The organism is Methanobrevibacter sp., from assembly GCF_017539065.1.
Taxonomy (GTDB): Archaea; Methanobacteriota; Methanobacteria; order Methanobacteriales; family Methanobacteriaceae; genus Methanocatella.
The window spans coordinates 11,868-34,326 of sequence record NZ_JAFYHP010000024.1 but is presented as its reverse complement, the minus strand read 5'-3'; the positions used below and the strand labels follow the sequence as shown (position 1 = coordinate 34,326).

General features: G+C 33.5%; 22 protein-coding genes and 1 tRNA gene. 15 read left to right on the top strand and 8 right to left on the bottom strand.

The window, feature by feature from the left end; all coding sequences use genetic code 11:
* Positions 1 to 4: 4 nt before the first annotated feature.
* From rpoA2 to IKS50_RS06215, 9 genes are all read left to right on the top strand, one after another.
* The gene (gene rpoA2 / locus IKS50_RS06255; RefSeq protein WP_292847061.1) at positions 5 to 1,228 is read left to right on the top strand and encodes a DNA-directed RNA polymerase subunit A''; all 1,224 of its coding nucleotides are present in this window, start codon (positions 5 to 7) and stop codon (positions 1,226 to 1,228) included.
* 8 nt (positions 1,229 to 1,236) lie between these two features.
* Entirely contained in the window at positions 1,237 to 1,536 is a 300-nt protein-coding gene (locus IKS50_RS06250) for a 50S ribosomal protein L30e (RefSeq protein ID WP_292847058.1), read from the top strand.
* A gap of 6 nt (positions 1,537 to 1,542) precedes the next feature.
* Positions 1,543 to 1,974: a NusA-like transcription termination signal-binding factor gene (locus IKS50_RS06245; protein WP_292847055.1), complete on the top strand. Its 432-nt coding sequence runs from the start codon at positions 1,543 to 1,545 to the stop codon at positions 1,972 to 1,974.
* Positions 1,975 to 2,351: 377 nt separating this feature from the next.
* Positions 2,352 to 2,777 (top strand): 30S ribosomal protein S12, encoded by a 426-nt coding sequence (locus tag IKS50_RS06240; protein WP_149730666.1) that lies wholly within the window; start codon positions 2,352 to 2,354, stop codon positions 2,775 to 2,777.
* Positions 2,778 to 2,790: 13 nt separating this feature from the next.
* The gene (locus IKS50_RS06235; RefSeq protein WP_292847052.1) at positions 2,791 to 3,351 is read left to right on the top strand and encodes a 30S ribosomal protein S7; all 561 of its coding nucleotides are present in this window, start codon (positions 2,791 to 2,793) and stop codon (positions 3,349 to 3,351) included.
* A gap of 31 nt (positions 3,352 to 3,382) precedes the next feature.
* Complete coding sequence (locus tag IKS50_RS06230) at positions 3,383 to 5,581, top strand: elongation factor EF-2 (RefSeq protein ID WP_292847049.1); 2,199 nt, start codon at positions 3,383 to 3,385, stop codon at positions 5,579 to 5,581.
* A gap of 155 nt (positions 5,582 to 5,736) precedes the next feature.
* Positions 5,737 to 6,978: a translation elongation factor EF-1 subunit alpha gene (tuf, locus tag IKS50_RS06225; protein ID WP_292847046.1), complete on the top strand. Its 1,242-nt coding sequence runs from the start codon at positions 5,737 to 5,739 to the stop codon at positions 6,976 to 6,978.
* Between the two features lie 67 nt (positions 6,979 to 7,045).
* The gene (gene rpsJ, locus IKS50_RS06220) at positions 7,046 to 7,354 is read left to right on the top strand and encodes a 30S ribosomal protein S10 (protein WP_042691424.1); all 309 of its coding nucleotides are present in this window, start codon (positions 7,046 to 7,048) and stop codon (positions 7,352 to 7,354) included.
* Positions 7,355 to 7,389: 35 nt separating this feature from the next.
* Positions 7,390 to 7,473, top strand: a tRNA-Ser gene (locus IKS50_RS06215).
* Between the two features lie 17 nt (positions 7,474 to 7,490).
* Here IKS50_RS06215 and cobK read toward each other — a convergent pair.
* From cobK to IKS50_RS06200, 3 genes are read right to left on the bottom strand one after another with little or no spacing between them, the layout of a single operon-like run.
* On the bottom strand, positions 7,491 to 8,276 hold the full coding sequence (gene cobK / locus IKS50_RS06210; RefSeq protein ID WP_292847043.1) for a precorrin-6A reductase: 786 nt from the start codon (positions 8,274 to 8,276) through the stop codon (positions 7,491 to 7,493).
* Positions 8,273 to 10,702: a cation-translocating P-type ATPase gene (locus IKS50_RS06205; protein ID WP_292847040.1), complete on the bottom strand. Its 2,430-nt coding sequence runs from the start codon at positions 10,700 to 10,702 to the stop codon at positions 8,273 to 8,275. The genes cobK and IKS50_RS06205 overlap by 4 nt, the downstream gene beginning before the upstream one ends.
* Before the next feature lie 4 nt (positions 10,703 to 10,706).
* Positions 10,707 to 11,096 carry a UPF0146 family protein gene (locus IKS50_RS06200; RefSeq protein WP_292847037.1) on the bottom strand — a complete coding sequence of 130 codons (390 nt, stop codon included), beginning with the start codon at positions 11,094 to 11,096 and terminating at the stop codon, positions 10,707 to 10,709.
* Positions 11,097 to 11,166: 70 nt separating this feature from the next.
* On the opposite strand from IKS50_RS06200, the gene rimI reads away from it, so the two are divergent.
* On the top strand, positions 11,167 to 11,619 hold the full coding sequence (gene rimI / locus IKS50_RS06195; RefSeq protein ID WP_292847034.1) for a ribosomal protein S18-alanine N-acetyltransferase: 453 nt from the start codon (positions 11,167 to 11,169) through the stop codon (positions 11,617 to 11,619).
* On the opposite strand, the gene IKS50_RS06190 is transcribed toward rimI, so the two are convergent.
* Positions 11,593 to 12,111, bottom strand: coding sequence for a zinc ribbon domain-containing protein (locus IKS50_RS06190; protein WP_292847031.1), 519 nt, complete (start codon positions 12,109 to 12,111; stop codon positions 11,593 to 11,595). The genes rimI and IKS50_RS06190 overlap by 27 nt on opposite strands.
* A gap of 91 nt (positions 12,112 to 12,202) precedes the next feature.
* On the opposite strand from IKS50_RS06190, the gene IKS50_RS06185 reads away from it, so the two are divergent.
* A complete protein-coding gene (locus IKS50_RS06185) occupies positions 12,203 to 13,171 on the top strand; it encodes a hypothetical protein (protein WP_292847028.1) in 969 nt (322 codons plus the stop codon).
* Here the strand turns inward: IKS50_RS06185 and dusB are convergent.
* On the bottom strand, positions 13,160 to 14,137 hold the full coding sequence (gene dusB, locus IKS50_RS06180; protein WP_292847025.1) for a tRNA dihydrouridine synthase DusB: 978 nt from the start codon (positions 14,135 to 14,137) through the stop codon (positions 13,160 to 13,162). The two genes, IKS50_RS06185 and dusB, sit on opposite strands and share 12 nt — an antisense overlap.
* A 107-nt stretch (positions 14,138 to 14,244) precedes the next feature.
* Here dusB and prf1 point away from each other — a divergent pair, with 107 nt between their 5' ends.
* Complete coding sequence (gene prf1 / locus IKS50_RS06175) at positions 14,245 to 15,489, top strand: peptide chain release factor aRF-1 (RefSeq protein WP_292847022.1); 1,245 nt, start codon at positions 14,245 to 14,247, stop codon at positions 15,487 to 15,489.
* Here prf1 and IKS50_RS06170 read toward each other — a convergent pair.
* Positions 15,486 to 15,725 (bottom strand): hypothetical protein, encoded by a 240-nt coding sequence (locus IKS50_RS06170; RefSeq protein WP_292847019.1) that lies wholly within the window; start codon positions 15,723 to 15,725, stop codon positions 15,486 to 15,488. The two genes, prf1 and IKS50_RS06170, sit on opposite strands and share 4 nt — an antisense overlap.
* A 468-nt stretch (positions 15,726 to 16,193) precedes the next feature.
* Between IKS50_RS06170 and gdhA the strand changes: the two genes are divergently transcribed.
* On the top strand, positions 16,194 to 17,528 hold the full coding sequence (gdhA, locus tag IKS50_RS06165; protein ID WP_292847017.1) for an NADP-specific glutamate dehydrogenase: 1,335 nt from the start codon (positions 16,194 to 16,196) through the stop codon (positions 17,526 to 17,528).
* Between the two features lie 1,004 nt (positions 17,529 to 18,532).
* Here gdhA and IKS50_RS06160 read toward each other — a convergent pair.
* Together IKS50_RS06160 and IKS50_RS06155 are read right to left on the bottom strand one after the other, a co-directional pair.
* Positions 18,533 to 19,624: a radical SAM protein gene (locus IKS50_RS06160; protein WP_292847014.1), complete on the bottom strand. Its 1,092-nt coding sequence runs from the start codon at positions 19,622 to 19,624 to the stop codon at positions 18,533 to 18,535.
* Positions 19,621 to 20,235, bottom strand: coding sequence for a TetR/AcrR family transcriptional regulator (locus IKS50_RS06155; protein WP_292847011.1), 615 nt, complete (start codon positions 20,233 to 20,235; stop codon positions 19,621 to 19,623). Before IKS50_RS06155 ends, IKS50_RS06160 begins: the two co-directional genes overlap by 4 nt.
* Positions 20,236 to 20,591: 356 nt before the next feature.
* Here IKS50_RS06155 and IKS50_RS06150 point away from each other — a divergent pair, with 356 nt between their 5' ends.
* Positions 20,592 to 21,041: a MarR family winged helix-turn-helix transcriptional regulator gene (locus IKS50_RS06150; RefSeq protein WP_292847008.1), complete on the top strand. Its 450-nt coding sequence runs from the start codon at positions 20,592 to 20,594 to the stop codon at positions 21,039 to 21,041.
* Positions 21,042 to 21,052: 11 nt separating this feature from the next.
* Positions 21,053 to 22,441, top strand: a complete 1,389-nt coding sequence (locus tag IKS50_RS06145; RefSeq protein WP_292847005.1) for an MFS transporter — start codon at positions 21,053 to 21,055, stop codon at positions 22,439 to 22,441.
* The last annotated feature ends 18 nt before the right edge of the window (positions 22,442 to 22,459 follow it).

The window sequence follows — 22,459 nt, the reverse complement described above, 5'->3', positions numbered from 1 at the left end:
AACTATGGATGATATTATACTTAAGGTAAAAGATACAATTGTAGAACTAAATGATACTGAAAATCTTGAAATTGAGTTTCCAGATAGTTATATCAAAGATTTAGCTAAAGCTTATGTTGATGAAGATTTAACTGATGATGAGTTAAAAGAACTCATCAGAAAACTTAAACAGGCCTATGACCGAGCTCGCGTTGAAGCTGGCGAGGCTGTTGGAACAGTAGCTGCACAATCTGTAGGTGAACCTGGTACTCAGATGACTATGCGTACTTTTCACTATGCAGGGGTAACTGAGTTAAACGTAACATTAGGTCTTCCAAGACTTATTGAAATTGTTGACGCAAGAAAAGATATTGCTACTCCAACTATGGATATTTATTTCAATGAAGAAAGACGCGACGACGAAGAATTTGTTAGAATTTTAGCTAACCAAATTGGTAAAAGTACCATAAATGACATTCTTTCAGATTTCAATTTAAACTATGGTACTATGGAAGTCGAAGCGGTTTTAGATTCTAAAAAAATTGAAGAAAAAAGACTTGATAGAGATGAAATTAATGCTGCAATTGAAAAAGCTTTCAAAAAAGTGGTCATTAATGGTGATGAAATTATCATATCTTCTTCAAAATCTGATAAATCCGAATCTAAATTTGAAATTCGTGAACTTCGTCTTTTAGCTGATAAAGTTCGTGATTTACAAATTAGTGGTATAAAAAATATTGGTAAAGTTATTATCCGTCGTGATGATGTGCCATTTGAATTAGCGGAATTTGAAGGTCAAAAAGAATGGATTATTCACACTGAAGGATCAAACCTTAAAGAAATTCTTAGTAAGGAAGGTATTGACCCTGTAAGGACCACCACTAACAACATTCATGAAATTGGTGAAGTGTTAGGTATTGAAGCAGCTCGTCAATCAATTATTAATGAAGCTCAAAATACACTTTCCGAACAAGGTCTTAGTGTTGATGTAAGGCATATCATGTTAGTTGCGGATATTATGACTTCTGAAGGTATTGTTAAATCAATCGGAAGACATGGTATTAGTGGTGAAAAATCAAGTGTTTTAGCTCGTGCAGCTTTTGAAGAAACTGGTAAACATCTACTTCACGCAAGTATCCGTGGAGAAGTTGATGATTTAACAGGTATCATCGAAAATATTATTATTGGACAACCAATACCTCTTGGTACCGGTTCAGTCGGTGTCAAAATGGATTATAAAAATAAATAGGAGGCTAGATGATGGACGTAGATAGAGGAATCAGAGTTGCTGTTGACACTGGTGATGTTATATTAGGCTCTGAAAAATCAATTCAATCTTTAAAATTAGGAAAAGGCCAACTCGTAGTTGTTGCTAGTAACGCTCCTAAAGAAATTCTTGAAGATGTTGAATATTATGCAAATCTTTCCGAAATTCCATCCTTAGTATATGATGGAACTAGTGTAGATTTGGGTTCTGTTTGTGGTAAACCTTTCACTGTTGCTACATTAATCGTAAACGATCCAGGAGATTCTACAATATTAGACGATTTGAGGTAGATTTAAGTGTCTATTAAATTCAGTGCAAATGAAATTAGATTCATAGCTCTTTTCGAAAATATGACTGGAGCAATGGTAAAAGATTGCATTATCGATGATGAACATGGAAAAGTCACATTTGTTGTAAAAAATGGTGACATGGGACTTGCAATTGGTAAAGGAGGAAGTTCCGTATCTAAAGTTCAAAGAGCAGTAGATAAAGGTATTGAAATTGTAGAGTTAGATGAAGATCCAATCCAATTTATTAAAAATTGTTTATCTCCTGCAAAATTACAATCTGTTAAAATATCTCAAAAGCAATCAGGTGAAAAGATAGCTATTGTTACAGCAGACAATACCAACAAACGTATTGCTATCGGTAAAAACGGAATCAATATTGAAAGAGCTAAATTATTAGCTGATAGACAACATAATATTAGTAATATTATTTTAAAATAGCTTTCGAGCTATTTTAATAATTATTATTTTTTTTAAAACTAATTTTTTTGGTTTTCAAATAATTTTAGAGAGAATATAAAAAATTCAAAATTTTGAATTTTTACTTAATTTTATATTTAAAATAAATACCTTTATAAAGGGGTAAGTATATAAATTACCATAAGATATCTGTACTTTTTATAACATGACTATGTGTGCTTTTTGTCATTGTTTTTAATAATTATTTCAAGATATCTTCTTTTAGATAATGTATTTTATCTAATTAATTATTATTACTGATTGTATCTCAGAATTTAGATTGTACTATTAGTCAATAGTATAAATCGCAGCGGTGGATTCTTAGATATATTTTTAACAAAAAATTCGAGGAAAAAATTATGCCGGGACTTTTTGCTGCAAAAAAACTTAAAAGAAATAGACAAAATTTTAAGTGGAAAGACGTAGATTATAAAAGGAGAGCTTTAAGGTTAGATGTTAAAGCAGATCCTTTAGAAGGAGCTCCTCAAGCTAGAGGAATTGTAATTGAGAAAGTAGGGATAGAAGCAAAACAACCTAACTCTGCTATTCGTAAATGTGTACGTGTTCAATTAATTAAAAACGGTAAACAATTAACTGCTTTCGCACCAGGTGACGGAGCTATTGGATTTATCGATGAACACGATGAAGTAATGATTGAAGGAATCGGTGGACCATCTGGAAGATCCATGGGAGATATTCCGGGAGTCCGTTGGAAAGTTTCCAAAGTCAATAACGTAGCTTTATCAGAAATGGTAAGTGGAAAAATAGAAAAACCTGTAAGATAAGGTGGTTATATTTATGAGTAAATTATTTGATAAATGGGATCTCGATGAAGTAAAAGTTGAGGACTTAGGTTTAGTTAAATACATATGCTTAGACGAAACTTTAGTTCCACATACTTCTGGTAGACATGTAAAAAGACAATTCGCAAAATCTAAAGTGTCAATTGTTGAAAGATTAATGAATAAGATTATGAGAACCCATCTCAACTCAGGTAAGAAAAATAAAGCTTACAATATTGTTAGAGATGCTTTAGAAATTATTAATCAAAGGACTAAAAAGAATCCTGTTCAAGTTTTAGTAACCGCAGTTGAAAATACTGCACCTCGTGAAGAAACTACCCGTATCAAATACGGTGGTATTGGATACCAAGTTGCTGTAGACATTTCTCCACAAAGAAGAGTTGACCTTTCATTAGGATTCTTAACTAGAGGTACTTTACAATCTTCATTCAAAAACAGAAAATCTGTTGCAGAATGTTTAGCTGAAGAATTAATTCTTGCTTCTGAAGAAGATTCAAGAAGTTTTGCTTTACAAAAAGCTGAAGAGAAAGAAAGAGTTGCTAAAGCAGCACACTAATCGTATAATATTTATTATTTAGGTGGTTATTTTGAGTAGAAGAGACAAAATGATTGCAAAAATCAAAGAATTAATGTACGAACCAGATCAAATCAGAAATATTGGTATCTGTGCTCACATCGATCACGGTAAAACCACTTTATCTGATAACCTCCTCGCAGGGGCAGGAATGATTTCCGAAGAACTTGCTGGTGACCAAAGATTCTTAGATTTTGACGAACAAGAACAAGCTCGTGGTATTACTATTGATGCAGCTAACGTATCTATGGTACACGATTACAAAGAAAAAGAATATTTAATTAACTTAATCGATACACCTGGTCACGTTGACTTCGGTGGGGACGTAACTCGTGCAATGAGAGCTGTAGATGGTGCAGTAGTTGTAGTTTGTGCTGTAGAAGGTATCATGCCTCAAACTGAAACTGTATTCAGACAAGCACTTAAAGAAAACGTAAAACCTGTATTGTTCATCAACAAAGTTGACAGGTTAATCAACGAGTTAAAATTAGAACCTGAAGAGTTACAAAACAGATTCATCAAAATATTCATGGAAGCTAACAAATTAATCAAAAACATGGCTCCTGAAGACAAGAAAGATGAATGGGCATTAGATTTCACTGATGGTAGTGTAGCATTCGGTTCTGCATACCACAATTGGGCTATCAATGTTCCAACCATGCAAGAAACTGGAATTAATTTTAAACATATTATCGATTACTGTAATGCTGACAATGAAAAAGAATTAGCTAAAAAAGTACCTTTATCCGATGTATTATTAGGTATGGTAGTAGAACACTTACCTTCCCCTAAAGTAGCACAAGAATACAGAGTGCCTAACATCTGGGATGGAGACATTGACTCTCCTGCTGGTGAAGGTATGATCAATACTTCTCCTGACGGACCTTTAGCTGTAATGGTTACCAACGTATCTGTAGATAAACACGCTGGTGAAATCGCTACTGGTAGAGTATACGGAGGAGCTATCGAAAAAGGTACAGAAGTATATCTTGTAGGTTCTCATGGTAAATCCAGAGTACAACAAGTAGGTGTATACTTCGGTCCTGAAAGAGTCAATACCGATAAGGTTCCTGCTGGTAACATTGTATATGTTGCTGGTGCAAAAGGAGCTATCGCTGGTGAAACCTTATGTTCTCCTGATCACAAAATTAAAGAGTTTGAAGGATTAGAACATATTTCTGAACCTGTAGTTACTGTAGCTGTAGAAGCTAAAAATACCAAAGATTTACCAAAATTAATTGAAGTATTAAGACAAACTGGTAAAGAAGACCCTACCGTTAAAATCGATATTAACGAAGAAACCGGTGAACACTTAGTATCCGGTATGGGAGAGCTTCACTTAGAAGTTATCGGTTACAGAATTAGTGAAAAAGGAGTAGACATTACAACTTCTGAACCTATTGTTGTATACAGGGAAACCGTAAGACAATTATCTCCACAAGTTGAAGGTAAATCTCCAAACAAACACAACAGATTCTACATTACTGTTGAACCTATTGAACCTGAACTTTATGCAGCTATCCAAGAAGGAGACATTAAAGAAGGTAGAGTCAAAGGTAAAGAATCTGCTGCTGACTTTATGGAATACGGTTTAGATAAAGAAGAAGCTAGAAGAGTATGGGCTGTTCACAACAGAAGCATATTCCTCAACATGACTCGTGGTATTCAATACTTGGATGAAGTTAAAGAATTGTTACTCGAAGGATTTGAAAATACTTTGAAAAACGGTCCTTTAGGTGAAGAAATCGCTATGGGATTAAAATTCAAACTCCACGATGCAAAACTTCACGAAGACGCAGTTCACAGAGGACCTGCACAAGTATTGCCTGCTATCAGAAACGCAATCTTAGGTTCCATGATGCTTGCTGAACCTGCATTACTCGAACCAATGCAAAAAGTAGTTATTGACACTCCTAATGATTACATGGGTGCATGTACTCGTGAAATCCAAAACAGAAGAGGTCAAATCGTTAACATGGGTCAAGAAGGGGACATGGCAAGAATTGAATCTAAAGTACCTGTAGCTGAAATGTTCGGTTTCGCTGGAGATATCAGATCAGCTGCTGAAGGTAGATGTTTATGGTCTACTGAAATTGCAGGATTTGAACCTCTCCCACGTGAGATGCAAAATCAAATCGTAAGAGAAATCAGACAAAGAAAAGGCTTATCCGCAGAACCATTCCCTGCAAGCCACTACTTAGGTGATTTATAAAATTAAAATTTTAAATTTTTAATTTTTTTATATTTTTATTAAAATTCATGAAAAAAACATTACTTATTTATATGTTAAAAAACATATAAGGTATTTAAGCTATCATTTAAGCTTATAAAATATTGTATGTTAATATTACTAAAAGAGGTTATATAATGGCAAAAGAAAAAGAACATATTAACTTAGCATTTATTGGACACGTTGACCACGGAAAATCCACTTTAGTTGGACACTTATTATTAAAAGCTGGTGCAATCGCTGAACAACAATTAGATGACGGAGAAAACAAATTCAGATTTGTTATGGACAAATTAGGAGAAGAAAGAGAAAGAGGAGTAACTATCGATTTAGCTCACCAAAAATTCTCCACCAACAAATACGACTACACTGTTGTAGATTGTCCTGGACACAGAGACTTCGTTAAAAACATGATCACTGGTGCATCCCAAGCTGACGCTGCTGTATTAGTAGTAGACGCAAAAGATGGTGTAATGCCTCAAACCAAAGAACACATGTTCTTATCCATGACTTTAGGTATTAAACAAATCATCATTGCTATCAACAAAATGGATATTGTTGACTACAGTGAAGAAAAATTCAACGAAGTTAAAGAACAAGTTTCCGTATTACTCAAATCTATTGGTAAAAACCCAGATGATGTACCTTTCATCCCTCTTTCCGCATTTGAAGGAGACAACATTAAAGAAAAAAGTGACAACATGACCTGGTACAAAGGCGGAACTCTCATGGAAGAGTTAGACAAATTAACTCCACCTGAAAAACCTGTAGACTTACCATTAAGAATTCCTATTCAAGACGTTTACTCCATTACTGGTGTAGGAACCGTACCTGTAGGAAGAGTTGAAACCGGTATCATGAAAAAAGGTGAAAACGTTATCTTTGAACCAGCTGGAGCTTCTGGAGAAGTTAAATCCATCGAAATGCACCACGAAGTATTTGATGAAGCTGAACCTGGTGACAACATCGGATTCAACGTAAGAGGTGTAGGTAAAAACGATATCAGAAGAGGAGACGTAGCAGGACACACTGACAACGCTCCTACTGTAGCAAAACAATTCACCGCACAAGTTGTAGTATTACAACACCCTGGTGTAATTACCGTTGGATACACTCCTGTATTCCACTGTCACACTTCACAAACTGCATGTACTTTCTTAGAATTAACTTCTAAACTCGACCCTGCTACCGGTCAACCTGAAGCAGACAAACCTGACTTCATTAAAACTGGTGACGCAGCTATCGTTGAAATCAAACCAACTAAACCTATGGTTATGGAAGAAGCTAAAAACATTCCACCTATGGGTAGGTTTGCTATCAGAGATATGGGTCAAACTGTTGCTGCTGGATTATGTCTTAAAGTTACCTCAGCAAAATAAGTTTGTAAACAATAATTAGAAAGTAATTTTTTACTTTCTTTCTTTTTGTTTTTTTGGAGGAAAATAAATGAATCAAGCAAGAATTAAGCTTACTGGAACAGACCCAGAAAAATTAGCATATGTATGTGATCAACTTAAAAAAATTGCTGAAAGAACTGGTGTCGACTTGTCTGGTCCTATTCCATTACCTACTAAAAAATTAGTAGTTCCAACAAGAAAATCTCCAGATGGAGAAGGTAAAGCTTCTTGGGAAAAATGGGAACTCAGAATTCACAAACGTTTAATCGGTATTGGAGCTGACGAACGTGCTATGAGACAAGTCATGAAAGTTAATGTTCCAGATAATGTAAGTATTGAAATTGAACTTAAAGGATAAATATTTAGAATCCTTCTAAATATTCCTTTTCATATGCCGAGATAGTCTAGTCTGGTAAGGCGCAGGACTTGAAATCCTGTGAGGTCATCCTCGCCTGGGTTCAAATCCCAGTCTCGGCGTTATAAATATCTATTTTTTAAAAAAAGTTTTGTAATTTAATATCTAATTCATCAAGATTAGATACACTATTATTTTTATTTAAACCATCTATTTTTGGTCTTTGAATCATTATAACTGCTATATTTTTTTTATTTGCAGCTTCAATTTTTTCAATTACTCCGCCAATTTCGCCACTTTCTTTTGTAATCATTGCACTGGCACCATATTTTTCTATCAGCTCAAGGTTTTCATCTAAACTTGCAGCTCCTTTCATTGGGATGATATGTGATGGATCGACGCCTAGTTTTTCACATTTTTCAAGGGAGCTTTCAACTTTTAAAATCCTTGGATAGAATCGATCAACGCTAACATATTTTAAGATATCCTCCATGGTGTTGGCTCCTGCAAAATGTAGGATATTTCCTTCAACAAATTCATCAGCTATTAATTTTCCGGCTTCATCGAATGAATTTACATAATGGATGTGTGATGTATCTATGTTTTCAAGGTTTGCGGTAGGTCTTTCAAAGCGAATATAGGGCATTTTTAGCTCATGAGCAATACCGACACTTGTTTTTGTAATGTGTTCTGCAAAAGGATGTGTTGCATCAATCAGTAAATTGAAATTTTCTTTTTTAATTATCTCAATTATCTCATTTTTTAGTAGTGGACGAGCTATTACATCATCGCTCCCACTTTCTTTAGCTAATTTTGCACCATATTCAGTTGTGGTGGTTGTCAGAATGTAAGCATCATAATTCTTTTTTATATGTTCAATGATATTTGTGGAGTCTTTAGTTCCTCCCAGTAGTAATATTTTCATGTTATCACTTTATTCATTATTTTTTCTGCAATGATAATTGTAAATGCGACAACTATAATCATTAACCAATCGATTAATCCAATATTTGTTGTTCTGAATATTATTTGCAATTGCGGCAAGTATATAATTAGTATTTGGAGTATGAATGACGTTATGATGGCTAAATAAAGATAGGTGCTTGGTTTATCAGAATTCGCCTTTCTGTTATATGCATTAAACAATTGATACATTACAAACAGTGTAAACGCGACTGTCATAGCCTTTCTTTCTGTTGAACTGATGCTTAACTGGTAACTGAATACGGCTATTGTTCCTATTGCCATTACAATTCCTGAAATTAATATTTCCAGCAGTGTTTTTCTTGTTAAAATATCTCCGGTTTCAGGTTCACGTTGCATTAAGTCTTTTTCTGCACCTTCAATTCCTAATGTTTGTGCTGGAGGGCCATCCATTACGATGTTTAACCATAAAAGCTGTACTGGATTAAATGGCAGTGGTAAACTAAGCAGTGATGTTCCGATAATTGTTAAAATTGCACCAACGTTTGTTGAAACTTGGAATTTAACAAATCTTTTAATGTTATCATAAATTTTACGGCCTTCTTTTATTGCCCTCACTATTGTTGCAAAGTCATTGTTTTGCAGAATCATGTCTGCTGATTCTTTTGCAACATCAGTTCCATCACCCATTGCAACTCCAATTGATGCCTTTTTGAGTGCAGGAGCATCGTTGACTCCATCACCGGTCATTGCAACAATGTGGTTGGAACTTTTAAGCGCCTCGACAATTCTCATTTTTTGTGTTGGTTTTACTCTTGCATAGACTTGGATATCATCGGCTATTGACAGGTATTCTTCAGTTGTGAGTTCAGCTAGTTCATCTCCAGTTATAACCCTTCCGGTTGTAAGTATTCCAAGCTCTTTAGCTATCGCACGGGCTGTTTTTTCATGGTCCCCGGTAATCATTTTTACTTTAATTCCGGCATTGATACAATCGCTTACGGCTTTTTTAGCATCTTTTTTTGGAGGGTCCATCAATCCAAGCATTCCGGTAAAGGTCAAATTTTCTTCAGTTGGTCCGTCATCTTCAACTTTGTATGCAAAACCTATGACTCTTAACGCATCCCCACTCATTTCGTCAATTTTTTTAAGTATCGTTTCCTTGATTTCAGCATTGATTATTTCAATAGTTCCATCATAATCTATGTATTTGCATTTGTCTAGAATTATTTCTGGAGCACCTTTTGTATAAACAATATTATTTTCATTGTCTAATCTATGTATCGTAGTCATCATTTTACGATTGCTGTCAAGAGGAATTTCTCCAACTCTTTTCAAGTCGTTTTCATGATTTTGGCAGAATTTTAAAATCGCACCATCAGTCTGGTCACCTATTATTTCTCCATTACGGATATTGGCATTATTGCACAGTTTTCCAATTTCAAGTGTTTTATCTTCATTAGTATAATATGAATCAACAACTGTCATTTTGTTTTCAGTTAAAGTACCTGTTTTATCACTGCATATTATTGTACATGATCCTAAAGTTTCAACAGACAATAGTTTCCTAACGATTGCTTGTGATTTTGCCATTTCAGACATTCCTAAAGCAAGTGTTAATGTTAGAACAGCAGGCAATCCCTCAGGAATTGCTGCAACCGCAAGTGAAACGGCAGTCATAAATGTTTCAACAAGCGGGACTCCTTTAAATAATTCTAAAACAAAAATGGCAATACAAACTATAATTGCAATCAAAGACAATGTCTTCCCAAGCTTTCCAACTTTAGTTTTTAAAGGAGTATCTTCATCTTCTTCTTGGACAATTTCTGCAATTTCGCCAATTTGTGTTTTCATTCCGATGTTTTTTACAACACCCAGACCATGTCCTGAAAGAATATTGGAATCCATATAAACTTCATCTTCGATTTCCTTTCTTACGGCTTCCGATTCCCCAGTCAGATTTGATTCATCACAGGTTAAATTGTTAACTTCAATTAACACTAAGTCTGCAGGTACCTTTTCTCCTTCTTCAAACAGTACAATATCCCCAATTGTTAACTCCTGGGCATTAACTTTTTCTACAATATTCTCTCTTCTGACTATGGTAGTTTTCACAATAAAACTTTTAAGACTTTCGACCGCTTTTTGCGAACGATATTCCTGAATAAAACCCATAATGACATTTAACAAAACCGCAAGCAGAATTACTCCTGCATCAATAACATCTCCAATGGCATAAGCTGCAACTGCAGCTATCAAAAGAAGGCCTATGAGAATATCTACAAATTGAATTAGGAATAGTTTAATTAATGGAGTCGGCTTTTTCTCTTCTATCTTGTTTAGGCCATGCTCCTTTTGCCTTTCAAGAACCTCTTCCTGGTTAAGTCCTTCGATTCGGGTGTTGAATTTCTTTAGAATATCTTCCATTACTTCACCTAAGTGTGTAAAAACTTGCTTTTTTAAAATTTTTTAATTTCATTTTAACTTTGCCGGTATTTAAATCTTCGTTTGTCAGGGGTTTTATTATAAGTTGCGAACCTATTTCAAGTGCCAGCTTCACCAGATACGGTTGAAGTTCACTGGGAGGTCTGATTGAGTAAAGGATATCCATATCTTTGTACAAATCCAAATCTGGATTTGTAATGTCGTCTTTTAGTACTGTTTCATCTTTTGGAGTGATATCTGTTTTGATTAATGTGATATTATCTTTTGAAGCTAAATATTCGGCTATTTTGTCGAATTTGCCGACAGCTATTTCTGCAATTTTAACTTCATTTTCTCCAACTTCACTTAAAATATACTCGGCAAAATCGTCCCACATTTTTTTATCCTCAATTTAATATTCGCAAACAAAACTATTAAATACATTGCTTTTTATATTATTAATTTACATGATTATTAGGAAATTTAATCCAAATGATTTAAAAAGAGTTTATGAAATAGAAAACATGTCCTTTAGCCAATCCTATGGCATCAACATGTTCCAACAGTTATATGAAATGGGTGTTGGCTTTTTGGTAGCTGAAGAAGAAGGTTATGTAATCGGATATGTGATTTTTTGGATTAAATATGAAAATCAGGGTCACATAATTTCCATCGCCGTCGATAAGAATTACCGCCGTTTAAAGGCGGGCACTCAACTTTTAGTAAAAGCTATTTCTATACTGTCCCTTTTAAGAATCGACACAATATATCTGGAAGTGAATGAGAATAATACTGAAGCTGTCGAATTTTACAAAACATTTAATTTTAAAATTGACAGGACCGTCCCGGGTTATTATGAGAATGGGGATGGGGCTTTAGTAATGTATCTGCCTTTAAATAGAGGTAAAATTTCCCGCTAATATCTGTTTATATTGGGTTATAGCTTCTGCCGGAATGTTTCCAGTAAAATAGAAAATCAAAATTAGTAATATATAAAATCCGAAAATTGCTAATTGAATATGTCCATGTTTTTTGGCATTAGGATCTTTTCTAGTGGATAAATAGATTGCAATGATTAAACCCAAAAGGCCTCCAAGAATTGAGAAGATATAACCGAATATTATCAGCCATTGGCTTGTTTTGTATTTTCCAGGTTTGGCAGTATTTTTGGCAATTGTTTTTTCAATGACTATAGGGCCAAAGCTACTGGTGGTTGTTTGTTCAAACTGGCTTTTAAAAACTAATGGAGTACCACATTTAACACAATAATCTGCTTCATCAGGATTTTGATATCCGCATAAGGGGCAAACATGTTCTCCAGGATTCGGTTTTGAAAACTCCCGTCCGCATTTGTAGCAGAAGCCGTAAATATCGTCGGATGTAGTACCGCATTGTGGGCATCTTCTCATCATATTATCACTTACTTAATTATATTGAACTTAATTACTTAAATGTTTTTAAATTTAGTTAAATATATTAAACTTGCTTAAGATAGAATAATCAATGATTGAAAAAATCGAAATTACCCAAAGATTCAATTTCAAAAGGCTCAATCGCCACTATGAATGTTTCACAATCGATTTGGTTAATAAAAATGCTTATTATAAGATTTCCGAGAGAGGCAGTGGAGATAAGTTTTTGACAGAACATTCGCTTTGTGATGATTCATGGATTGAAATACTGGTTGATTTGAGATGTAAAATGACTAGTGAAATCCATAATTTATCTGATTCGCAGATTGATGAATTTTTGGATGATTTTAATAATTTGAACTTGTTTGAGGGATTTGTTTCTGAAGATTTTACTTATTTTGAAAAAATAGAACTGATTTATTCCTGTAATGTTATTATTTATTCTACTGATAATTATGAGGAATACAGTTTTAAAAATAACTTCCCTTCCAATTGGATTAAATTTGGCGAAATTTTAAAAGATTTGTTTGATTTTGATGTTTTGCACCTGAATTATCAAAAGCAATTAGCTACTCCCTTATATTATGACATTAGAAAAGATGGGATTTACGGTGATGATAAATTATCAATAAAAACCATTGAATTCGGACATTACCAAACATATCCCTATGAACTTCCTAATCCGCGTTTGATAATCAATTTTGAGAAAAATACAATTGAAGGATATATTGAAAAAGAATTGACTTCCAGTGATAAGGAGTTGATTTTGGAATTATTTGAGAGATATCATGTTTACATGTGGATTTTTGACGAATATCACAATAAATCCAATACACGCGACCCCGATGATTTGGAAGGTTACGACTGGTATTTGGAAATAGTTTTTGAAAAGAATATTATCTGGCACATTTTCGGGTATAATGATTATCCGGATACTTATGTGCACATGGCACGTGAAGTAATTGAAATTACGGGAATGGATCTTCTTGAAATTAATACAATTTCTGATGGCGATTTGGAATTGTTTGAAAGATTTGGAGATTTGAAGTTAGCTGATTAATTCAACATATTCGTCAAGTAGATTAAATAACTCTTCTTTTGTATTCATCTTAAATATTTTTGGCTTTATTTCTGCACTTCTCCATTGGCCCTTAAGATAATAAGCGGTATGGGTTCTCATCTTATGCATTGCAGGCTTTTCACTTCTCAATTCACTAAGAAGCACGGCATGTTTTTTAATCATTTCAATTTTTTCATCTAAACTTACTTTTTCAGGTTCAATGCCTTCATCCAAATAATCGATACATTGCTTGATTAACCAGGGATTTCCGATTGCTCCTCTTCCAAGCATTATTGCATCACAATTTGTTTCATCAATCATTTTTTTTGCATCGTAGCATGTGAAAATGTCTCCATTACCGATAACAGGTATTGATAATGTATCTTTAACATCCTTAATAATGGACCAGTCTGCCTTTTCACCGTACCTTTGTTCTCTTGTTCGTGGGTGAACAGTAATTGCTGATGCTCCTGCATCTTCAATAATTCCTGAAACTTCTAATGCATTTATACAAGTATTGTCCCATCCACTTCTGATTTTGGCAGTAACTGGAACATTGACGGTATCAACAACCGCTTCTACTATTTCACCTATTTTTTGAGGATTTTTTAAAAGTGCACTTCCTGCCTTTGATCTTTCTGCAACTTTTGGAACGGGACACCCTACATTAATATCAATAATGTCAGGTTTCATATTCTCACAGATGTATTTTGCAGCTATTTTAAACGATTTTACTTCTGCTCCGAATATTTGTTGGGAAATGGGTCTTTCAGACTCAGTCATGTAAAGCATTTCTTTTGTTCTGGTGTTTTCATACATTATTGCCTTATCAGACACCATTTCTGTTGATAGTAATCCGCAACCCATTGATTTAGCTATTCTTCTAAATGCGGAATCTGTTATTCCGGCCATTGGTGCTAGGACTACTTGATTATCAATTTTGACATTTCCAATTTTCCATTTCATAAAAGTCACATTAATTTATAGATTTTTTGCCATTTTTTCATTAATTATTTATATTTGTATTTATATAATTATTACTATTATATTAATTTAATTATTATAGGGATAACATGGCTGGCGTATCATCAAAAGAATTATATGAATTTAAAAAGACATTAAAAGAATTATCAAATAAAAGAGGCAGAGGTACTGAGCTTGTTTCCGTTTATATTCCACCAACCAAACAATTAAGTGATGTTGGTAAGCACATGAGAGATGAAATGGGTCAGAGTGCTAACATTAAGAGTAAACAAACAAGAAAAAATGTACAATCTGCAATTGCTGTAATTTTGGAGAGTATTAAATTATACAAACAACCTCCTGAAACTGGTTTAGTTTTATTTGTAGGTATGATTCCTAAAGGTGGTCCGGGCACTGAAAAAATGGAAAAATACATTATAGAACCGCCTGAACCGGTTACAACTTATTGGTATAAATGTAATAATGAATTTTTCTTGGAACCTTTAGAATATATGATTGAAGAGCATGATGTTTATGGTGTAGCGGTCATTGATAGAAACGAAGCTACTTATGCTACTTTAAAAGGTAAAAAAGAAAATATTCTTGGTCACTTGACTAGTGGTGTTCCAGGCAAGCACAAAGCCGGGGGACAATCTCAAAGAAGGTTTGACAGGGTAATCGAAGATCTTGCTCACCAGTTCTTAAAACGTATTGGAGAACATATGAATGAAGCATTTCTACCTTTAAAAGATGATTTGAAAGGAATTATCATAGGGGGACCTGGTTTTACCAAAAAGGATTTCTACGAAGGAGATTATCTACAATATGAATTGAAGGATAAGGTCATGACTATAGTCGATACTTCCTACACTGGTGAAGAGGGTATTCGTGAAGTCATTGCCAAATCTGCTGATGAATTGGCAAATCTTGATGTAATTCAGGAAAAGAAACTTGTCCAAAGATTCATCCAAGAATTAAGAAAAGATAAGGGACTTTACTCCTATGGTGAAGATGAAGTTAGAAATAACTTAATCATAGGTGCCGTTGACGTGCTGCTTTTATCTGAAGATTTAACCAGCATGCGCAAGACTTTTGCTTGTCCTAGTTGCGGAACACAAAAAGAATTCACTGTTAAAACACAAGCGGAAGCGGACAATATGGGAGAAAGATGCCCAAATTGTAATGAAATTTTGAAAGAAGAATCTTCTATTGATTTGGCAGAAGAATTTGTAGAAAAAGCTGAAGAAATGAATACGAATGTTGAGTTTATTTCTACTGAAACTGAAGAGGGTATGCAGCTGTTTAGAGCATTTGGTGGAATAGGTGCAATACTCAGATATTATGTTGAACGTTAGTTATAGCATTTTGGCGATTTGTCCAAATGTGTTATAACATTACTTTTTCTTTTTTCTTTTTTTGTATAATACTCATTTAACCCTTCTTCTTGGCGGATTTGGTTGATTAATCTAAAAAATATTTGTTTTGGCACAGTATTTTCTTTGTTTAGTTCAATATATAGTGAATGCATACTTCTATTTTTTGTTAAGTAATTTTCCTTAAGTGTTTCATATTGACTTTTACTAATCATCATTTTTATCACTTTGTTTATTAAAAATTAAAATCATCCCAATTTTAAATATTGATTTGTAAATTATGGTATATAAAGGAATATGCTTTTTAAATTTGTATATAATTTTGTTTAATTTTTTTTATTATTCATTTCATTTGTTCGGATTTTGAAGTGAAAAACATGTTTTGCCCGAACATTTGAAATTTTTTTTCATTCGGAAAGTTTATGGTGGAATATGCTTTCCGACTTTTGTTTATGTATAGATAATTTTTATTGTCAATTGTAGAAAAATATTTAAAAAGATTTAAAAATTTAATCAGTTTATTCTGAATTTTTTTTAATTTGTATAATATTTATCTTAATTTTTATGAATAATTTTGACTAATTTTTACTAAAAATTGAATATAGTTAAATATGAGAAGATGTAAATAATTAATTATATTGTTAAAATTTAATGATATAATTCAAAAGTTATTCGGAGGAATATTTTTGTCATACGTAGACGAAGTAATTGAAACTATAATAGAACAAAACCCTTCAGAACCTGAATTTCACCAAGCAGTACGTGAAGTTTTAGAATCTTTAAGGGTTGTAATTGAAGAAAACGAAGATGAATACAGAAAAGATGCACTTCTTGAAAGATTAACCAATCCAGAAAGACAAATCAAATTCCGTGTCCCATGGATTGACGACAACGGTCAAGTGCAAGTTAATACCGGGTACCGTGTTCAATTCAACTCAGCAATTGGACCTTACAAAGGCGGATTACGTTTCCACCCATCTGTAAACTTAGGTATTATTAAATTCTTAGGATTTGAACAAATCTTCAAAAACTCCTTAACTGGACTTCCAATTGGTGGAGGAAAAGGAGGATCCGACTTTGATCCTAAAGGAAAATCTGACAGAGAAATCATGGCTTTCTGTCAAAGTTTCATGACTGAATTATGCAAATACATTGGTGCTGATACTGATGTTCCTGCAGGGGATATTGGTGTAGGTGGTCGCGAAATCGGTTTCTTATTCGGCCAATACAAAAGAATTAGAGGATTATACGAAGGAGTATTAACCGGTAAAGGATTATCCTTCGGAGGATCTCTTGCAAGAACTGAAGCAACCGGATACGGATTATTATACTTCACAAACGCTATGTTAAAAGCAAATGATATTGACATTGCAGGAAAAACCATTGTAGTGTCAGGTGCAGGTAATGTAGCAATTTACGCAATCGAAAAAGCTCAACAATTAGGCGGTAAAGTAGTAACATGTACCGATTCAACAGGTTGGATTTACGACCCAGAAGGAATCGATGTGGAATTACTCAAAGAAGTTAAAGAAGTAAAACGTGAAAGATTAACCGCTTATGCTGAAGCAAGACCTTCTGCAGAATACCACGAAGGTAAAGGCGTATGGTCTGTAAAATGTGACATTGCTCTTCCATGTGCTACTCAAAACGAATTGCAATTAGAAGATGCAAAAACCTTAGTGGAAAATGGAGTACTCGCAGTTGCTGAAGGAGCAAACATGCCAACCACTATTGAAGCAACCGAATACTTATTAGAAAATGATGTATTGTTCTCACCAGGTAAAGCATCCAATGCTGGTGGAGTAGCTACTTCTGCTTTAGAAATGACTCAAAACTCACAAAGATTATCATGGACCTTTGAAGAAGTAGACAGCAGACTTCAAACAATCATGGAAGATATCTTTGCAAATGTTGCAGATGCTGCTGATGAATATGGTTTAGGCAAAAACTATGTTGCAGGAGCAAACATTGCAGGATTCAGAAAAGTTGTTGACGCAATGAATTCACAAGGAATCGTATAGATTTCCTTGTTTATTTTTTTCTTTTTTTAAGTTATTTGAGTTTTATTTATTATATTGGATATTTTTAGTTTTATAAATTTAAAATTAGTTGTTTTAATTTTGACTTAATTGTTTTAAACTATTTTCATTAATTAATTTTTTTGGTTTTAAATATTATTTCCATATTCTGTGAGGGTATAATTTTCACTCAATAGTGGGATTAATATCTTTGATATTGTGTGTTGTTTTTTAATGTAAGCAAACATTTAAATAGTATGTTTTTTTCAAAGCAATTTTACGTAGTGAAAACAATTTTTAAAGGCCATATGTTCCTTAAAACTTATATACTAAGATAAATAAATGAGTATCTCGTAGGAGGTGATAATACAATGGATGATGAAAAAATGAGGTTCATCTCAGCAGTCCTAATGTTGATCACTGCATTAATTGAACTGCTGAAATGCGTATTATGGGATTAATTTCCCATAATATCTACTCATATTTTTCTAGTTCATTAGTATATAATACTTCCTACATTCATTAAAAAACTTAATAGAGTTGGTTAATTAATGGTAAGACTAATATTAACAATAATTCAGATAATCTTATGTTTAATAATAATTTTTTTAGGATATAAGAACAAGGAATACTTAAATATTATGGTTGGCGCATGTTTGCTGGCATTATCTTTAGTTTAATTTAAGTTAATTATAACGTATTGTTAAGCATATTTTTTAGGCGATATTGATGATAAGTAGAAAAATTAAAATTTCCCAAAGTTTATGACTGCCTATGTGAAATAACTTCGAAAGGGGAAAAATTTGATTATACCATCAGTTTTCTGATAGATTATTATCTGAAAAATGAGGAATTTTCCAATGAAGAAGCTGAATACTATAACCAACAAATTGAGAAATTCGAAAAAGGTAACTATGATGATTTACGTAAAGTTTCGCTAAACGATTTAGAAAAAAGGACACAATGAATCGTATAGATTTCCTTGTTTCTTTTTTTTATTTAAAATGTTAATTTTCTAATAATTTTTCTACTTCTTCACGGTGTTCGAATAAGACACAGCCCCCTTCATGGTCATCCATTAGAATATCTCCTTCTCTAAGTGATTTAAACAGTTTTGAATTTAATGCTTCAAGAAGTGATGTGTCCTTAACATTGATGTCTGAATAAGGTGAAGCGGGACAAGGTTCTGCCCCTCCATGTGAATTGATGTGGAAAAATCCTCTTCCTGCGGCCAAACAACCTCCGGAAGTCTTTTCATCTCCTGGAAATGACATGAATAGCATATCCTCATATTCTTTTCGCAGACATTCAATATTATCTAATAATAATTCTCTTTTCTCATCGCTTGGAGCGATTCGTTTAGTTTCCCCATTGACTGGAACATATTCGATGAAAAAGACCACTTTGCATCCAAAATCATGGAGTTTATCAATGAATTCCCTTGAAATGAGCGAGTATATATTGTTGTTTGTAAAAGTGAGCGAAGCGCCGAAAATTATATTGTTTTTCTTCATCACTTCCATTGATTCAACCAATTGTTTATAGACTCCTTCGCCTCTTCTGGAATCGGTAGTCTCTTCATCTCCCTCAATGGAAAAGATTGGAACAATATTTCTGTTGGCATCAAATAACTTTAAATAATCTTCATTCATCATAGTTCCATTTGTGAATATTGGAAATAGAATTTCAGGAAACTCGGTGGCTTTAGCTATGACGTCATCCCTAATCATAGGTTCTCCTCCTGCAAGAACAATGAAGCTTATTCCCATTTCCTTTGCTTGCCTGAAAACATCTTCCCATTCTTCATCCGAAAGCTGATTTATGGGAGCATCATCACTGCAGGAATTATTGGATCTTGAGTAACATCCGCTGCAATGTAGGTTGCAGCTGCTTGTAATGCTTGCAATTAAAAATACCGGGATGTTTTGCCCGTTTTCATCATATTTTTGTCTGATTTCAGTAGCCTTTTTTGTATTTTTAGAGAATTTATGTAAAAATAAAATTTCTTTGGGATTTCTAATTGATGCGCGAATCGCATCCTTTACAATATATTCAACTCCATCCGCCAGATATTCCTGAATATTGAAATCACTATTCATGATTTCACCTTCACACTTTCAAAAAGGAATTTTGCATGTTCTTCGGTTTCGCTAAAGAAGTTTTCCAGGACCTCTTGCGGTATGTCGTCATACTTTGCACACATTTCTAAAAGAGAATAAATTGGGAAACTGTAATATTGTTTTGCTAGTAATTTGGGGTTTGAGTCTTGGAGTATGATTCCTTTTTCCTTTAAAATTGTGAATAATCCTTCCCAGAATATTAATGGTTTAACCAGTATCTCGTTTTGGAAAAATAACCTTATTGTTTCATTATGGTGCATTTGAATAAGAATCAATTTCCAAATCTTGAGGTTTGTCTCTTGAAATAGCATGTTCTTTATTGCTTCGGATCCTTTATGATAGAATAATTCGGGGTTTTCCAATAGGGGATTGTCTTCGCTTAGCTGAATTTCCTCATCATCGATTTCAAAACTGTTGGTGAACTGATTAAATATGTCCATTAATATTGATTCTTTTGAAGAATAGTGACTATAAATTGAACTTTTTTGTATCCCTACCTCTTCTGCAATCTCTCTTAATGAGACAGAATCATATCCTTTTTTTGAAAATAAATCCAGGGATACTTCAAATATTTTTTCTTTAGTATTCATTATTACCTACCTACCGTTCGTTAGGTAAATTATGGACTTCAAATTATATAAAGTTAACTAAAAATAGTGAAAAAAAAAATAAAAGATTAGAAAAGATTTGTAAATCTAATCTAAATCATCAATGTAAACAATTGGTTTAATTAGGTCTCTTGGTTTTTCATCCATGAGTATGAATGCGTCTTTGATTTTGTCAAATCCATGGAATTAATAAATAATGTAGATTTTGGCTTAATTTTTACATTTTACAAAAATATATGACATTTAGAATTTTTTTGGCAATTTTTTGTTTCATTTTAAACTGTTTCATTAGAAACAGTTATATATGGTTATATTAATATTATTAATTAGGTGAAAAAATGGATAATGAAAGCTTTCAGGCAATAACTAAAAATTCTCCATTCATCGCATGGATTCATAATATATCCCTAAATCAACAGAAATACATTAAATCAAAATTCAATGATCTAAATCTGGGCCATGATGTACGATATATCATGTTCATTTATGATAATCCTGATTGTTCACAGGAAGACTTGGTAAATATGTTCAGCCAAAGCAAGGGCAATATCGCTAAAGTACTAAAGAAATTAGAGGATTTAGGTTATATCGAAAGGGAAATAAATCCGGAAAATCGTAGAAAGTATATGATTAATACAACTGAAAAGGGAAGTGAACTGGTTCCCAAATACAGACAAATTTCAAAAGAATGGGAAAAAGAGGTAGGAATAACAGATTCTGATGAAGAATTAAGAAGAAGAATAATGGAAATAGCTATTAACGGTATGAAACTTATTGAAGATAATTGAGGAGGGAAAATATGGAGATAAAATTTGAAACATATGTAGTATTTATATCATTTATAACTTCATTTTTTGCAGTGTTTTTATCAAATGGTGTAATTATAGGAGTTCCAGCAATTGCGCAGGATTTTGGAATGAATAACGTCATCCAAAATTGGGTGCCGACAATATTATTCCTGGTTGTTGCGATGTTCACTGTTCCGGCTGGGCAAATTTCAGGAAAATTCGGTGTTAAAAAATCATTATTGGCAGGTATAATAGTATTCTTAATAGGATCAATTGGGGCTTGTTTATCATTTTCAACAGAGTCCTTTTTATTTTTCAGAATGATGCAGGGTGCAGGAATGGCGTTTTTAAACGTTTCTGCCATGGCAATGGTTGTTCATGCTGTGCCTCCAAAAAATAGGGGTAAAGCTTTAGGGTTTACCGTAACCGGAGTATATCTTGCAACCTCACTGTCACCGGTAATTTGCGGATTTTTAGTCCACAATATCGGCTGGAGATCAATATTTTATTTTGTAATTCCGTTTTTAGTGTTATGTATCATAATAATGGTTTTAAAAATACCTCAAGAGTGGAAAACATATGAAGATCAGCCAATTGATAAAGTCGGTTCAATCTTATGGGGAATAGGTATTTTAACATTCATTTATGGATTTACATCACTGGTTAATACTCAGGGTATCATTTTAACTGTATTTGGATTAATTGTTTTATGCATATTTGGTGCTTATGAGTTAAAACAAAGTTCTCCAGTATTCAACATGAAACTATTTAAAAACAGTAAGTTCACATCATCCAATGTAGCTGCATTATGTAGTTATATCGCAATTATGGTGGTTACAACAATTTTGAATTACCATTTCCAGTATGTGCGTGGTTGGGACGCCCAAATGTCAGGTTTAATATTGATTATCACTCCAATCATAATGGCAGTGATGGCGCCTAATGCAGGTAAGCTGTCAGATAGGATTCATCCACAAAAGCTTGCGGCGACAGGTATGGCAATAGCTGCAGTTGCATTGGCAATATTGACATTCTTGAATGGAGACACACCGCTTTATGTTGTTGTATTGGCTATGGTTTTGCAGGGTATCGGTATGGGATTGTTCTCAAGTCCGAATATGAATGCGATAATGAGTTCAGTTCCACCAAAATATGCTCCGACTGCATCCGCTTCACAGGCAACAATGAGGACAATCGGTCAAACAATGAGTTTGGGCCTTTTAACATTAATATTTGCTTGGGTGATGGGCAGTTTAAAACTTGCTCCACAATATGCAAGCATGATTGTTCAGGCATCACAGACAATTTGTTTAATCTGTACTGTTGCATGCGTTCTTGCAATATTTGCTTCCCTTGTGGGAGTACGTTCAAAAGACGAATTCAATACAAAAAGAGAATAATTTGGGAATCATTCATTG